At 73.7% G+C, this 14,587-nt stretch carries 11 protein-coding genes; 6 read left to right on the top strand and 5 right to left on the bottom strand.

Annotated features, from left to right (window positions below):
- Positions 1–199: 199 nt before the first annotated feature.
- Entirely contained in the window at positions 200–439 is a 240-nt protein-coding gene (locus RGI145_RS03630; protein WP_075797271.1) for a DUF2171 domain-containing protein, read from the bottom strand.
- Between the two features lie 34 nt (positions 440–473).
- Positions 474–1,748: a multidrug effflux MFS transporter gene (locus tag RGI145_RS03625; RefSeq protein ID WP_237183194.1), complete on the bottom strand. Its 1,275-nt coding sequence runs from the start codon at positions 1,746–1,748 to the stop codon at positions 474–476.
- A 703-nt stretch (positions 1,749–2,451) separates the two neighbouring features.
- Here RGI145_RS03625 and RGI145_RS03620 point away from each other — a divergent pair.
- From RGI145_RS03620 to RGI145_RS03605, 4 genes are all read left to right on the top strand, one after another.
- Complete coding sequence (locus tag RGI145_RS03620) at positions 2,452–5,697, top strand: Rne/Rng family ribonuclease (RefSeq protein WP_075797270.1); 3,246 nt, start codon at positions 2,452–2,454, stop codon at positions 5,695–5,697.
- The gene (locus RGI145_RS26105) at positions 5,694–6,740 is read left to right on the top strand and encodes a bifunctional GNAT family N-acetyltransferase/(deoxy)nucleoside triphosphate pyrophosphohydrolase (protein WP_269466556.1); all 1,047 of its coding nucleotides are present in this window, start codon (positions 5,694–5,696) and stop codon (positions 6,738–6,740) included. Before RGI145_RS03620 ends, RGI145_RS26105 begins: the two co-directional genes overlap by 4 nt.
- A gap of 142 nt (positions 6,741–6,882) precedes the next feature.
- A complete protein-coding gene (locus RGI145_RS03610) occupies positions 6,883–7,644 on the top strand; it encodes a competence/damage-inducible protein A (protein ID WP_075797269.1) in 762 nt (253 codons plus the stop codon).
- 281 nt (positions 7,645–7,925) lie between these two features.
- Entirely contained in the window at positions 7,926–8,891 is a 966-nt protein-coding gene (locus RGI145_RS03605; RefSeq protein ID WP_075797268.1) for a tetratricopeptide repeat protein, read from the top strand.
- A gap of 79 nt (positions 8,892–8,970) precedes the next feature.
- Here the strand turns inward: RGI145_RS03605 and RGI145_RS03600 are convergent, their stop codons facing one another.
- Positions 8,971–9,933: a M14 family metallopeptidase gene (locus tag RGI145_RS03600; protein WP_075797267.1), complete on the bottom strand. Its 963-nt coding sequence runs from the start codon at positions 9,931–9,933 to the stop codon at positions 8,971–8,973.
- Between the two features lie 36 nt (positions 9,934–9,969).
- The gene (locus tag RGI145_RS03595) at positions 9,970–10,755 is read right to left on the bottom strand and encodes a DsbA family protein (RefSeq protein ID WP_083670357.1); all 786 of its coding nucleotides are present in this window, start codon (positions 10,753–10,755) and stop codon (positions 9,970–9,972) included.
- 446 nt (positions 10,756–11,201) lie between these two features.
- On the opposite strand from RGI145_RS03595, the gene RGI145_RS03590 reads away from it, so the two are divergent.
- Together RGI145_RS03590 and RGI145_RS03585 are read left to right on the top strand one after the other, a co-directional pair.
- Entirely contained in the window at positions 11,202–12,791 is a 1,590-nt protein-coding gene (locus RGI145_RS03590; RefSeq protein WP_167668227.1) for a gamma-glutamyltransferase, read from the top strand.
- Between the two features lie 5 nt (positions 12,792–12,796).
- Entirely contained in the window at positions 12,797–14,002 is a 1,206-nt protein-coding gene (locus tag RGI145_RS03585) for a pyridoxal phosphate-dependent aminotransferase (RefSeq protein WP_075797266.1), read from the top strand.
- A gap of 145 nt (positions 14,003–14,147) precedes the next feature.
- Here the strand turns inward: RGI145_RS03585 and arsC are convergent, their stop codons facing one another.
- Positions 14,148–14,540: an arsenate reductase (glutaredoxin) gene (arsC, locus tag RGI145_RS03580; protein WP_037225139.1), complete on the bottom strand. Its 393-nt coding sequence runs from the start codon at positions 14,538–14,540 to the stop codon at positions 14,148–14,150.
- Between the last annotated feature and the right edge of the window lie 47 nt (positions 14,541–14,587).

Raw genomic sequence — 14,587 nt, 5'->3', positions numbered from 1 at the left:
TGGCGGCAAAGCCGATGGCACGAAAGTCACATCAGCGTCGGACCCTGTGGCAATTCCGCCATGAACGGCGGTGGGCCACCCGCCAGCATCGGCTGGCCTCGTAAGGCCAGCCGCTTCGCACCCGCGAGCCCGCATCAACCGGCGGCAGGCGGCCTGACATCAGGCCGGAAACGCCCCGGAAAGCCGGGGCGCGCGCCGCTCAGGCGTCCTCGGTCTCCCAGAAATCTTCCACCAGCTCTGCCTTGAAGGAGGCACGGGCCTTGCCGCCATCCACGTCCTCGATCAGGCCGAGCGGCAGGTAATGGTGCTTCCCGGCCGCGCCACGGTCGGACTTGGTGAGCTTGATGCGGCCGCCGATGACGTGATCGACCGTACCGATATGGCCGCCATCCGCGCCGATGATCTCCATGTGCTCCTTGATCGCGCTCACATCCGCCATGGTCCGTGCTCCTCTTGCTGACAAAGGCACCGGCTTAACGCGCATCCGCCTCCCGGGATGCGGCGGCCCGTCGCGAGCGTCCGGCGATCCAGAACCCGAACTGCCCGATGGCGCAGCCGCCCACCAGCACCAGCGCCGCGCCCAGCGCCGGATCGCCGCCGATGGCGACCAGGGCGGAACACAGCGCTCCCCAGCCCATCTGCGCGCAGCCATAGAGCCCGGCCGCCGATCCGATCACGGCCGGGTTCACGCTGATGGCCCGGGTCAGCGCCATGGGGCTCGCCATGCCGCTGCCGAAGGTGAAGAGGATCAGCGGCGGCATGATCAGCGCGACGCTCATCCGCCCCGACAGCACCACGGCGAGGAACAGGCAGGCGCCGAGCAGCCCCGCCAGGCTGGAGCCCAGCATCACCCGGTCGATCCCCGAGCGCCGCACCAGCCGACTGGCCACCAGGCTGCCGGCGGACAGGCCCAGCACCATGACCGCGAGGTAGAGGCCCACCTCCTGCACAGGCCGGTGCAGCTCGTTCACGAAGATGAAGGGCGAGGCGGAGATGAAGCCGTACATGCTGGTCGTGGTGCAGGCCCCGCCCAGCGTGTAGCCCAGGAAGGCAGGCGAGCGCAGCAGCCGCAGGTAGTCGCGCGCCACATGGCCCGCCCGGATGCCGGCCCGCATCTGCCCCGTCTCCGGCAGGCGCCGCCAGCACAGCAGCAGCAGTCCCAGCCCGACGGCGGCCAGCAGGCCGAAGATCGCGCGCCAGTCGAACAGCGCCACCAGCGCACCGCCCACCGCCGGCGCCAGGCCCGGCCCGGCGGAAACCATCAGGTTCAGCAGCGCCAGCCGGGAGGCCGCGGTCTGCGGCTCCGCCGTGTCGCGCACCATGGCCCGCCCCAGGGCGAGCCCGGCACAGCCGCCCAGCGCCTGGAAGAAGCGCGCCACGGACAGGCTGCCGATCCCCGGGGCGAAAAGTGCCACCAGCCCCGCGGCGGTATAGAGGATCAGCCCCGAGATCAGCACCGGCCGCCGCCCGAAGCGGTCGGCGAGCGGGCCGTAGAAGAGCTGCCCACAGGCCAGCCCGATCAGGTAGAAGGTGATCGCCCCCTGCATGGCCCCGGCGCTGACCCCGAGGCTGCGGGCCGCGCTCGGCAGGGCCGGCACGAAGATGTGCATGGCCAGCGTGCCGGAAAACGTCACCAGCGCCAGCAGCCAGAGCGGAGGATGCGGCCTTGGGATCGCCTCCCCCGGCTCCAGCGGCACGGCGGCAGGCAAAGGGGGGCGGTTCTCCGCCGCCTTCGTCAGGGATACCATGCCCCCGAGCATGTCCCCGGCGCCCCCGCCTGTCACCCCGGCCCGGCCGCCCTTTCCCGCGCCATGCCGCGGGCCAGCCCGCCGCCCTGCCGCATCCGGCGCCACACCCTGCCTGCCTCCGGGCCCGCCCCCGGCGCAACGAACCGTGCCAGGCCCACCCCAATGTCCTGAAAAAAGCAGCCTTGTGGTGGACTCCCGCCCTGCCTATGGTGGCTTGCCCCGGCGGCAAGTCGCCGGTGGGGGGACGATGCGCCTCGGCCGGCCTGGATGGATCGGCCCTGACGCGACGACCCGTGCGCCCGGACTGGCGCCGGTGGCTGGCCGATCGCGCCCGCCATGACAGGCGGCCGTTCCTCCGGGAAGGTACGGGTCCCGATCCCCCGGCCGGTGCGTCCCGCGGCGCGCATGGGCGCTCTTTGCCAGGCAACCCTGGAACCTGTCAGCCCTCCGCGCGCCTGCCGCCGGCCCGCTTGCGCCGCGATTCCGCGATGCGCGCGGGGCCTGCGCGCGGTGCGCCCAACCATCGGGCCGGCCCTTTCCCGGGCCGCGCCCTGCGAGAGTGAGGACGGGACCGGCATGGCCGCGACGACGCGCCTATCGCGAATCGCCACGTCGCCTTGCGCCGGCTTCCGCTCCGCATCCCACAACCGAGCCGACGCCGCCGCCCCCAGAGGCAGGCGGCTGTCGCGGAGCACACGCTTCCATGACCAAGCGCATGCTGATCGACGCCTCCCACCCGGAAGAGACCCGGCTGGTGGTGATGGATGGCAACCGGATCGAGGACTTCGACGTCGAGGCGGCTGACCGCCTCCCCCTCAAGGGCAACATCTACCTGGCGAAGGTGGTCCGCGTGGAGCCGAGCCTCCAGGCGGCCTTCGTCGAGTATGGCGGCAACCGCCACGGCTTCCTGGCTTTCAGCGAGATCCACCCCGACTACTACCAGATCCCCGTCGCCGACCGGCAGCGCCTGCTGGAGATGCAGGCGCAGGAGGCCGAGGAGGAGGACGAGGACGAGGCGGAGCTCGACACCGCCGCCGAGCGCCCCGCCCCCGAGGACGACCGCGACCTGCGCCGCCGGGAAGCCCGGGAGTCCCGTGGCTCCCGCTCCGGACGCCAGCGTTCCGCCAGCCCCTCCACCCAGGAGGAACCGGCGGTGGACACCGCCCCGCCCGCCGGGGACGCCCCCGCCGCGCCGGAGGACACCGTCCCGGAGGCCGTGACCACGGAGACCGGGGCCGCGAACCAAGGCCCGCACCAGGTCTTCGGCGAAGCCATCCCCGAGGCGCCGCGCGAGGCGGGCGAGGAAACCGCCCCCCTCCCCGCCGCCCCGGAGGCCGCGCAAACCGCCCCCGCCGACGCCACGCTCCCCGAACCGCCCCAATCCGCCGAGGCCCGGGATGGCGCCGAAAACGACTCCGACGACGCCCCCCGCCCCGGCCGCGCCCAGCCCATGTCCATGCATGTGGACCAGGTCTCCGAGGGCGACCCGGTGCGCGAGGCGGGCGATGCCCTGGTGCTCGACGACGCGCCTGAGATCCCCCCCGAGACCCTGGGCGGCGATGCCGAGGGCAACGGCGAGGAGGACCGCAGCCGCGAGCGCCGCATCCCCCCCCGCTTCCTGCGCCACTACAAGATCCAGGAGGTGATCCGCCGCCGGCAGATCATGCTGGTGCAGGTCGTGAAGGAGGAGCGCGGCAACAAGGGCGCGGCGCTGACCACCTACATCTCGCTGGCCGGCCGCTTCTCGGTCCTGATGCCGAACTCGCCGCGCGGCGGCGGCGTTTCCCGCAAGATCACCCAGGTCGCCGACCGCAAGCGCCTGCGCGAGGCGGTGGAGGAGATGAGCCTGCCCAAGGGCATGAGCATCATCGTCCGCACCGCCGGCGCCCAGCGCCCCAAGCCCGAGATCCGGCGCGACGGCGAGTACCTGCTCCGCCTCTGGGACGACATCCGCGAGCGGACCATGGGCTCCACCGCCCCGGCCCTGATCTACGAGGAGGCGGACCTCATCAAGCGGTCGCTGCGCGACAGCTACGGCCGCGACATCGACGACGTGGAGGTCGAGGGCGAGGCCGCCTGGAAGCAGGCCCGCGACTTCATGCGCATGATCATGCCGCAGCATGAGCGGCGCGTGCGCCTCTACCGCGACCCGGTGGTGCCCCTCTTCGTCAAGGCGGGGGTGGAGCAGCAGCTCGACGCCATGATGTCGCCCGTCGTCCAGCTCCGCTCGGGCGGCTACATCGTCATCAACCAGACCGAGGCGCTGGTCGCCATCGACGTGAACTCCGGCCGCAACACACGCGACCGGCACATCGAGGATACCGCCCTCCGCACCAACATGGAGGCGTCGGAGGAGATCGCGCGGCAGCTCCGCCTGCGCGACCTCGCCGGCCTCATCGTCATCGACTTCATCGACATGGAGTCGAGCAAGCACGACGCCCAGGTCGAGCGCCGCCTGAAGGAATCGCTGCGCACCGACCGCGCCCGCATCCAGGTCGGCCGCATCAGCCATTTCGGCCTGCTGGAGATGAGCCGCCAGCGGCTCCGTCCCAGCCTGACCGAGCACGCCTTCATGACCTGCCCGCACTGCCAGGGCCGGGGCATCGTGCGCTCGCTGGAAAGCAGCGCCCTGCACGTCCTCCGCGCGATCGAGGAGGAAGGCGCCAAGCGCCGCGCCTCCGAGATCCTGGTCCATGCCGCCGAGCCGGTGGCCATGCACATCCTGAACAACAAGCGCGAATGGCTCGCCAACATCGAGTCGCGCTTCAACATGCATGTCATGCTGGCGGGCGAGCATGAGATGTCCGAGGCCCAGTTCCGCATCGAGCGCCTGAAGGCCCAGACCATGCCGGCGCCGCAGCCGGTGAACCGCGCCCCCGCCCTGCGCATGGACTACCTGCCCGAGGCGGTGGCCGAGGAGCCGGAGGAGGCCGAGGAAGAGCTGGAGGCCGAGGCCGCCCCGGCCGGCGACGACAAGGCCGAGGATCGGTCCGAGGGCAAGGCGGAGGAGAAGGGCGAGAACGGCCGCCGCCGCCGCCGCCGCCGCCGTGGCGGCCGCCGCGAAGGTGGCGAGCGCCCGGAGGCCGAGGCCGAGGCCGCGGGCGAAGGCGACACCGGCGAGGAGCAGCCGGTCCCGGCGGACGAGGCCGGCCCGCCCGACCAGCCCTCCGACGAGGCTCCGTCCATCCCCGCCGAGGCGGAAACCGCCGCCACGGACGGTGAGAAGTCCCCGGAGGCCCAGGCGGGCGAGCGTGGCGAGGAAAACCGTGGCCGCCGTCGTGGCCGCCGCGGCGGTCGCCGCCGCCAGGAGGAAGGCAGCGAGCAGACGGAGGAATCCTCCGAGGCCGCCGCGCCGCGCCGTGGCGAGCGTGTCGCCAGCCGCTACACCGGCCCGACCCCGGCCGATCCCTTCGGCGGGGCCTATGACCCGGTGATGGATGCCCTGGCCGCCGCCGAGGCCGCCGCGGAGGCTGCCGCCCGCCGCCTGACCAGCGGCGAGTTGCCACCGCTTTCCGTGTCGATCACCGCCGGGCCGCCGCCGGAAGTCCCGGCCGTGCTGAGCGGCGAGGACGCTCCGGCGCAGCCTTCCGAGTTCCCGCCCGCCCCCGAGGCAGCGGTGGTGACCGATGTGGAGGCCGTGGTCGTCGCAAACCTTGCGGAACCCGTCGTGGAAGCCCCCGCTCCCGTGGAAGCACCCACCCCGGAAGCAACGGCCCCTGAAGCGACGGCCCCTGAAGCGACGGCCCCCGAAGTGACGGTGCCCGAGGCAATGCCGGCCGTGGCAACCACCCCCGAAACCCCGGCCACCGAGCCTGCCGGGGTGGAGCCGGAGGCCGGCGGTGCCACGCCGGACACGGCCGAACCCCAGGTGGGTGAGCCGGTGAAGCCCGTGGTCCTGGATGGGACCTCGCCGTCCCAGGCGCGCCGCGCGGGATGGTGGCGGCGTTGAGCGAGGCCTCGGCCGCGGCGGCGGAGGAGGATGCGTCCCTCTTCCCGCCGCTGCGGACGGAAAGGCTGCTGCTGCGGCCCCTGCGCCCCACGGATGCCGCCGACCTGCACCGGCTGGTGAACGACTGGGAGGTCGCGCGCATGCTGGCGCGCGTCCCCTTCCCCTATCCGCGCGAGTTGGCGGATGACTGGATCGGCTCCACCCGGTCGCAGATCGCCGCCGGAAAGGCCTGGCACCTCGCCATCGTGGAGGAACTTCAGGGGCGCGAGCAGCTCGTCGGCTGCGTCGCCCTGACCCGCCCCGATGCCGCCGCCCCGCGCGGCGCCGCCCTCGGCTACTGGGTCGGGCGGCGATACTGGGGGCGAGGCATCGCCAGCGAGGCGGCCGGCCGCCTCGCCCGCTGGGCCCTGGCCAACCTGGAACTGGACACGCTGCAGGCCAGTGCGCTGGTGGAGAACGAGCGCTCCGCCGCCGTGCTGCGCCGGATCGGCTTCGTCGAGACGGGCACCGGGGAGCAGGAATTCTCCGCCCGCAACGCCCGCCTGCCCGTCCGCCTTTTCCGCGCCGGCCGGGCAGAGCTTTCGACGCCGGCCGAACCCGCCCCCACTCCGGCCCCGGCGGAACAGCCCGTCCCACCCGGTGGCTCGCGCCTGCTGCTGGTCTCCGCCTGTGCCCTGATCGACCCGGACGGGCGGGTGCTGCTGGCCCGGCGCCCGGAGGGCAAGGCCCTGGCCGGGCTCTGGGAGTTCCCCGGCGGCAAGGTGGACCCTGGTGAAACGCCGGAGGCGGCCCTGATCCGCGAGTTGCGGGAGGAGCTGGGCATCGACGTCGCGGAAACCTGCCTGGCCCCCTTTGCCTTCGCCAGCCACGCCTATGACGGCTTCCACCTGCTGATGCCGCTCTACCTGTGCCGCCGCTGGGAGGGCACGCCGGAATCCCGCGAGGGTCAGGCCCTGGCCTGGGTGCGGCCGCAGAAGCTGGCCGACTATCCCATGCCCCCGGCGGACAAGCCCCTGGTCGCGCTGCTCCGCGACTTCCTCTGACTGCCGTCCACCGTGGTGCGCCCCGGGGGAGAAGGCAGGGCCCTCTCCCCCGGGGCGCACCACGCCTCCACGCATGGCACTTTCCCTCGGCGCGGAAGCTGGCACTCTGGCGTCCCCGAACCGCCGCCCGGAGGGCCCCGCCTTGTCCGCCAACCCCACCGCCTGCCTCCTGATCATCGGCAACGAGGTGCTTTCGGGCCGCACCCGGGACGCCAACCTGCAGTTCCTCGCCACCCGGCTGGGGGAGATCGGCATCCCGCTGCGCGAGGTGCGGGTGATCCCCGACGTGCCGGAGGTCATCGTCGAGACGGTGAACGCGGTGCGCCCGCGCTTCGACCATGTCTTCACCACCGGCGGCATCGGGCCGACCCATGACGACATCACCGCCGAATGCATCGCCCGCGCCTTCGGCGTGCCGTGGGAGAAGCATCCGGAAGCCATGGCCCTGCTCACCGCCCATTACGAGAAGCAGGGCACCGAGTTCAACGCGGCCCGGCAGCGCATGGCGACCGTCCCGCGCGGCGCCACGCTGATTCCCAACCCCGTTTCCGTGGCGCCGGGCTTCACCATCGGCAACGTGCATGTCATGGCCGGCGTGCCCCGGATCATGCAGGCGATGTTCGAGGCCCTGGCGCCCGGCCTGGCCGGCGGCCGCCCCGTCCTCTCGCGCAGCGTGCATGCGGACGGGATCTACGAAGGGCAGATCGCGGAGGGGCTGGGCGCCATCCAGGCGCGCCATCCCGCGCTGGATATCGGCTCCTACCCCTATTACCGCCCGGACCGGAGCGGCGTGGCCCTGGTGGCCAAGGGGGTGGAGGAGGCCGAGGTCACCGCCGCCGCAGCGGAGATGGCGGCCCTGATCCGGCAGGTCGGGAAGGAGCCGGCCGAAGGGGAGCCCGGCTGAGGCAACCGTGAGCGATGCCTCGATCATAGGCGAAGATTAACAACCCAAGAGAGTATTTCTTGTGTTCCGGCGACTTTGCGTTGCATATGCTTCGTCACCACCACCACACCAGCCCGCGCGCGTGTGGAACCCACGAGGAATGGCCCATGGCTGAGAACGGAGCCCACCGGCCTGTCCGGAGCCGGGATACCGGCCGGAACCTGTCCTTCCCGCGGGATGCGCGCCCGGGCCGGGGCCTGCCCTCCGGGGCAGGCAGGGCTTCCAGAAGGGGATAAGCCGCGATGCAAGAAGCCGTCCTGCACCACACCGACGGGGATACCGCCGCAACGGAGCCCGCACAGGACCCGCAGGCCCTGCGCACCCTGAGCCAGCAGGCCCTGACGGCGGGCCGGCTGGAGGAGGCCCGGCAATGGGCCGAGCAGGCCCGCGCCGCGGCGCCCGAGCATGACCTGCACACCTCCCTGCACCTCGCCGCCGTGATGCACCGGCAGCAGGATCTGGCGGGTGCCGAATCCGTCTTCCGCGCTCTCCTGCCGCACCATCCGAAGCACCCGGCCCCCGCCCAGCGCCTCAGCGGGTTGCTGATGCAGCAGGGCCGGGTCGAGGAAGCCTATCGCCTCGCCCGCCAGGCCCGCGACCTGGCGCCGCAGGATCTGGGCGCCGCCCTGAACCTCGCCCGCGCCGCGACCCAGGCGGACGACCCGGGCGAGGCCGAGCAGGTGCTGGAGGAGATCCTGGTCCGCGAGCCGGGCAACCGCGCGGCCCTGCACCAGCTCACGGATCTGGCGCTGCGCCAGTCCCGCCGCTCGGAGGCCCGGCAATGGGCGGAGCGCGCCGTGGCCGCCGCGCCGGAGGATATCGGCACGATCCTCAAGCTCGCCCAGGTGCTGCAGGCGCAGGGGGACCTGGAGGGCGCGAAGCAGCGGGTCGAGGCGGCGCTGGCCCTGGCGCCGCAGGACCTGAACGTCCTGCGCCGGCTCTGCGACATCGCGATCCGCCAGGGCGACATGGCCGCCGCCCGCAGCCACATGGAACGCGTCCTGCAACAGGCGGAACAGGACACCAACGCCCATCTGCGGCTGGTGGAGATCCTCCTGCGCAGCCGGGACTTCGCTGCCGCCCAGAAGGCGGTGACGCGGATGCAGGCGGTCTTCGCACCCGAAACCCTCGCCCCCACGCCGGCCCCCACCGTGCCGCAGCCGGCCCGGCCCCAGAACCAGAATCAGAAGAAGAAGCGCCGCCGCTGAGGCGCACGGGCGGTCCCGCACACCCGACCCGACATGATCCGGAAGGGCGCCCCATCGCGGGCGCCCTTCGCCGTTCAGGTCAGCACCGCGCCGCGAGCCTGACGGCGGTATGCCCCCGCAGCACCCGGGGGCTGGGCATCACCAGCAGGCAGTCGTCATGGGGGGTGCGGATCTCCTCCTCCCCGTCGAGGGCGATCAGCGTGTTCCGGCGCGGAATGACCGTGCCGCCACGAAAGCTCTCGGTGAAGGCGAAGCCGTGCCGCCGCGCCGTCACCGTGCGGGTCACGCGCCAGAGCGAGGCGCCCGGAGCCGGCCCGGGCAGCGCCGTGCCGGGCATGGCCGGCCCCAGCAGGCCGAGGTGCCGCAGCAGGGCGCGGCCGCAGCGGTCCAGCAGTTCCGGCGTCCCAGGCTCCCAGTGCGCACCGCCTTCCACCAGAAGCGCGCAGGCGGCGGAGGAAGCGTCGCGGAAGCGCGGATAGTCGATCAGCCGCAACCCGTCCGCATGACCGTCATCGGCCACCACCACCGCCGGCGTGCCCAGCGACAGGGCCAGCGCCTGCGCCCGTGCGGAACGCCCCACCAGCATCAGCGGATCGGAGGGCCAGAGCATCGAGTGCAGGTCGAGCAGCACGTCGGCGCCCTCCATCAGCGGCCGTAGCTCCCGCGCCCTTGCGAGCTCCAGCGAGGAGCGCGGCCCGTCCAGCACATGCGGCGCCCAGAGCCGGTTCAGGTCCTCCTCCACGAAGCGCGACATGGTGGGATCGTCCGGATCGAACCGGGCGAAGGCGTCGAGATTGGCGAAGACCAGGCTCAGCCGCCCGGCCTCGGGCCGCAGCCCCTGCCGCAGCCAGTCCGCCAGCACGATGGCCCCGGCGATCTCGTTGCCATGGACCAGGGCGGTGACCACCACATGCGGCCCCGGCCGCGCCGCCCGGAAGGACCAGACCCCCGGCAGCAGGTTACCCGCCAGGAACGGGGCGAGGTCCGGCACCGGCAGCCGCACCGGAAAACGCGGAAGCAGGCTGGACAGCCCGGTCTGCATTCCCCCTCGCCCCCGTCCTTCCCCCCGGCCCTTCCCTCAGCCCCGTCCGCGCGCCTGCGTCACGAGGCGCTGCAGCGTCGCCAGGTCCACTGCCCCCGGCACCAGCGTATCGCCGATCACCAGCGCCGGCGTGCCCTCGATCGACAGGGCCTGGGCCAGCCGCAGATTCTGCTGCAGCCGCGCCTCGATCGCCGGATCGTCCATGTCGCGCCGCATCCGCGCCCAGTCGAGGCCGAGCTTCTGCGCCTCCGACTGCAGCACCGCCTCGGTCGGCTCGGCGCGAAGCTGCATCAGCCGGTCATAGAGCGGCACGAACTTGTCCTGCTTCTGCGCCGCCAGCAGGGCGCGGGAGGCGAGCACGCTGTTCGGCCCCAGGATCGGGATCGCCTTCATCACCACGCGCAGCTTGCCGTCCTTCGACAACAGCTCCTGCATGGTCGGCGCCAGCGCCTTGCAATAGCCGCAGCGGGGATCGAAGAACTCCACCACCGTCAGGTCCCCGGCCGGGTTGCCCTTCACCGGATCGGCCGGATCGCGCAGCAGGGCCGCCGCCTGGGCCTGGATGGCGTTGCGGCGGCCCTGCTCCTGTTCCGCCTGCTGCGACTGCTGCATGGCCGCAACGGCATCGCGCAGGATGGTCGGGTCGGTCCGCAGGGCCTCGCGCAGGATGCGCACGACCTCCTCGCGCTGCGCCGGGGTGAAGGGCGCCTCCTCCGCCTGCGCGCTCCCCTGTGCGCTCCCACCGGGCAAAAAGGGTGGCAGGGGCGCGGCCACAAGGCCGGAAAGGGCCAGGAACAGGCCGGCGGCGATCCGTGTCCGCATGAATCATGTCCTTCCGAGACGCGCGTCGCGCGGTTCCGATCCGGGCAGGTGCCATCCCCGGGGCCCACCCGGCAAGCCAGGCCCGCCGCCCCATGGCCCTGACCGCCACCCGGCCCGATGGTCCAGCCCGGTGGCTCGCCCCACGGGCCCGGCCGCATCGTCCGGGGAATCGGCGGGCACGGCAAGCGCACGCGTGCGCGACATGTCGATTTCGCAACGGGACCTGCCCGGTTGCCGCTGGATGGGAAGGCGTTTAAGGCGCCATTCGTGTTCCAGGGGCAGGGCGGCCCTCCGCGGGCATAAGGGGCCCCGGCGGCATCGTCCGGCGGGCTCCCCGGAAGAAGGTTTCCGGAGGAGGCCACCGGCTTTCCCAGGCGGGAATGCCGGTGGCCTCCGCCATTGCCACAGCCACCCGTCGAGCCGGCGGGCCGAACCGGTCAGGGAGATTGGACAGCAGCATGGTCACGGCGGTGCAGAACGAGGCCGGTACGGGCCGGACGGACGATGCCCAGCCCCACCGGGTCCAGGCCCACGGGCCGGAAGGCGCGCGGCGGATGCGCGGCCCGGGCCAGGGCTCCACGGGCGGGCCCCGGAGCCATGCGCCACGGGGCGCCTCCCCCGCCCGGGCGCTGTGCCTGGGCCTCGCCGCCAGCCTGGCCCTGTCCGGCTGCTCGACCATCGACCGGGTCAGCCAGAGCCTGGGCCTGACCGGCGGGGTGCAGCCCGGGCAGCCGGGCTACGTCACCGGCTTCCTCGGCGGCGCGGCGGCGGACGACCCGCGCGCGGTGCTGGTGGCGCGCGACGTCCTGTCCCGCGGCGGCTCGGCCGCCGACGCGGCCACGGCGGCGGCGCTGGTGATGACCGTCACCCTGCCCTCCCGCGCCGGCCTCGGTGGCGGCGGCGCCTGCCTGTCCTTCGACCCCCGCCGCGGCGCCACCGACGCCATCACCTTCCCCGCCGAGGCGCCGAACCATGCCAGCCCCGGCGCCGACCGCCCGGCGGCGGTGCCACTGATGGCGCGCGGCCTCTACGCGCTCCAGGCCCGCTCCGGCCGCCGCCCCTTCGAGGAGCTGGTGGCCCCGGCCGAGACCCTGGCCCGCTTCGGCGCCCAGGTCTCCCGCCCGCTGGCCACGGATTTCGCCACGGTGGGCGCTCCGCTGCTGGCCGACCCCCGTGCCGGCGCGGTGTTCCGGGGCGTCACCGCCGAGGGCTCGCAGCTCGTGCAGCCGGAACTGGCCAACACCCTGTCCCGCCTCCGCACCACCGGCGTCGGCGACCTCTATCTCGGCGCCATGGCGCGCCAGCTCGCCGACGGCTCCGGGCCCGCCGGCGGCGGCCTCCGCGTGGAGGACCTGCGCGACGCCATCCCGCGCCTGCAACAGCCGCTCACGGTGCGGACCGGAAGCGACCTCGCCGCCTTCGCCCCCCTCGCCAGCACCGGCGGCGTGGCGGCGGCCGTCACCTTCCAGGCCCTGCAGAACGGGGAAGCGCCCGCCACGGCCCAGGCCCGCGGCCTCGCCGCCGCCAGCGCAGCCCGCGGCGGCGCCGACCCCGCCGCGCTTCTGGCCAACCCGCCTCCCCTGGCCGGAAACGCCGCGCCCCTGCCCGCCTCGTCCTCGCTCGTGGTGGTGGACCGGGACGGCGGCGCGGTCAGCTGCAACTTCAGCATGAACAACCTCTTCGGCACCGGCCGCATGGTGCCGGGCCTGGGCTTCCTGCTCGCCGCCGCGCCGAGGCCGGGCGGCATCACGCCGCCGCTGCTCTCGCCCGTGCTGGTCAGCAACGTCAACATCAAGGCCCTCCGCTATGCCGGCGCCGGCTCGGGACAGGACAGCGCGCCCCTGGCCGCCGCCCTGCCGGCGGCGCAGGCCCTCGCCCGCCGCGTCAGCCTGGCCGAAGCCCTGGCATCGGTGCCGGAACCCGGGCGCGGCGCGGCGGTCGGCTGCCCCGACTACCTGCCGGGCAATGTCGCCACCTGCCAGGCGGCGGTGGACCCGCGCGGCGGCGGCCTCGCCCTCATGGGCCGGGGGAACTGACCCCCATGGCCCAGGGGCGGCGGGAGCCACGGCCGGGACCCGGCCTCAAGGTGGGGCGCGGTGCCGAGGCGCCGCCCTTCCTGGTGATGGACGTGATCGCGGCGGCCAATGCCCGCGCCGCCGCGCTGCCTCCGGGCGCCCCGGGCGTGCTCCGCATGGAAGTCGGCCAGCCCGGCACCGGTGCCCCGCGCGGCGCGGCCGAGGCGGCGGCGAAGGCCCTGCTGGCCGGCGAGCCCATGGGCTACACCGAGGCCTTCGGCCTCCGCCCCCTGCGCGAAGGCATCGCGCTCCGCTACGCCCGCCACTACGGCCAGCCCGTGCCGGTGGACCGCATCGCCGTCACGGTGGGCGCCTCGGGCGCCTTTCCGCTGGCCTTCCTCGCCGCCTTCGACCCGGGCGACACGGTGGCCATGGCGGCGCCCTACTACCCGCCCTATGCCAATATCCTCACGGCCCTGGGGATGCGGCCCCTGACGCTGCCCTGCGACGCCACGACCCGCTTCCAGCCCACCGTGGCGATGCTGGAGAAGCTGGACCCGCGCCCCGCCGGGCTGATCGTCGCCTCGCCCTGCAACCCCGCCGGCACGATGCTCGCCCCTGCCGAGCTCGCCGCCATCGCCCGCTGGTGCCATGCCAACGGCGTGCGGCTGATCTCCGACGAGATCTACCACGGCCTCAGCTACGGGGTGGAGGAAGCCACGGCGGCGGCCTTCAGCCCCAGCGCCGTGGTGGTGAACAGCTTCAGCAAGTACTTCTCCATGACCGGCTGGCGCATCGGCTGGATGGTGCTGCCCGAGGACCTGCTCCGCCCGGTGGAATGCCTGGCGCAGAACATGTTCATCTCCGCCCCGCACGTCGCCCAGCTCGCCGCCCAGGCCGCGCTGGACTGCACGGAGGAGCTGGAGGCCAACCGTGCCACCTATGCCCGCGGCCGCGACATCCTGCTGCGCGCCCTGCCGGGCATCGGCTTCGACCGCATCGCCCAGGCGGACGGCGCCTTCTACCTCTGGTGCGACATCGGCCACCTGACCAACGACAGCGTGGCCTTCTGTGCCGCCATGCTGGCGGAAGCCGGCATCGCCGCCACGCCCGGCGTGGATTTCGATCCGGCACGCGGCCACCGCTTCCTGCGCTTCTCCTATTGCGGGCCGGAAGCCGACATGGCGGCGGCGCCGGAACGCCTGGCCCGCTGGCTCGGGCGCGGCGGCTGATCCCCCCTTCCGGCGGCACCCCGCCTCCGGAACGCCTCCCGCATCCGTTCCGTCAGGCGCCGGACGGGCCTGCCCCGCCACGGCGGGCGGGCGGCATGGCGGTGAGCGGCAGGCGGCAAGGCGGCCGGGAAAGGCCGCCTCCGCCTCAGCCCGGCTTCACCACCGCCCCCGGCACGATCTCCGCCACCAGCTCCGGCGGCCGGCACAGCCTCGCCCCGCCCGGCGCCAGCACCACCGGCCGCTCGATCAGGCCCGGCGCCTTCAGCATGGCCTCGATCGCCACCTTCGCCGACAGCCCGGGATCGTCCAGCTCCAGGATCGCGAATTCCGGTGCCTTCCGGCGCAGCAGGCTGCGGGGGGAAATCCCCATCCGCGCGCAGGCCTCCCGGATCTCGGCGGCGGAAGGCGGCGTCTTCAGGTACTCGACCACCACCGGCTCCACCCCGGCGGCGCGGATCGCCGCCAGCACCTTGCGGGAGGTGCCGCAGGCCGGGTTGTGCCAGATGGTAACGGCATCGGGGGTGGCAGCGGCGGACAAGGCAGGTCTCTCCCGGAAACATCGCCGGACGGGCCGGCATCCCGCCC

Source organism: Roseomonas gilardii, from assembly GCF_001941945.1.
Lineage (GTDB): Bacteria > Pseudomonadota > Alphaproteobacteria > Acetobacterales > Acetobacteraceae > Roseomonas.
The sequence above is the reverse complement of the archived record's forward strand: the minus strand, read 5'-3'. Positions and strand labels throughout refer to the sequence as shown.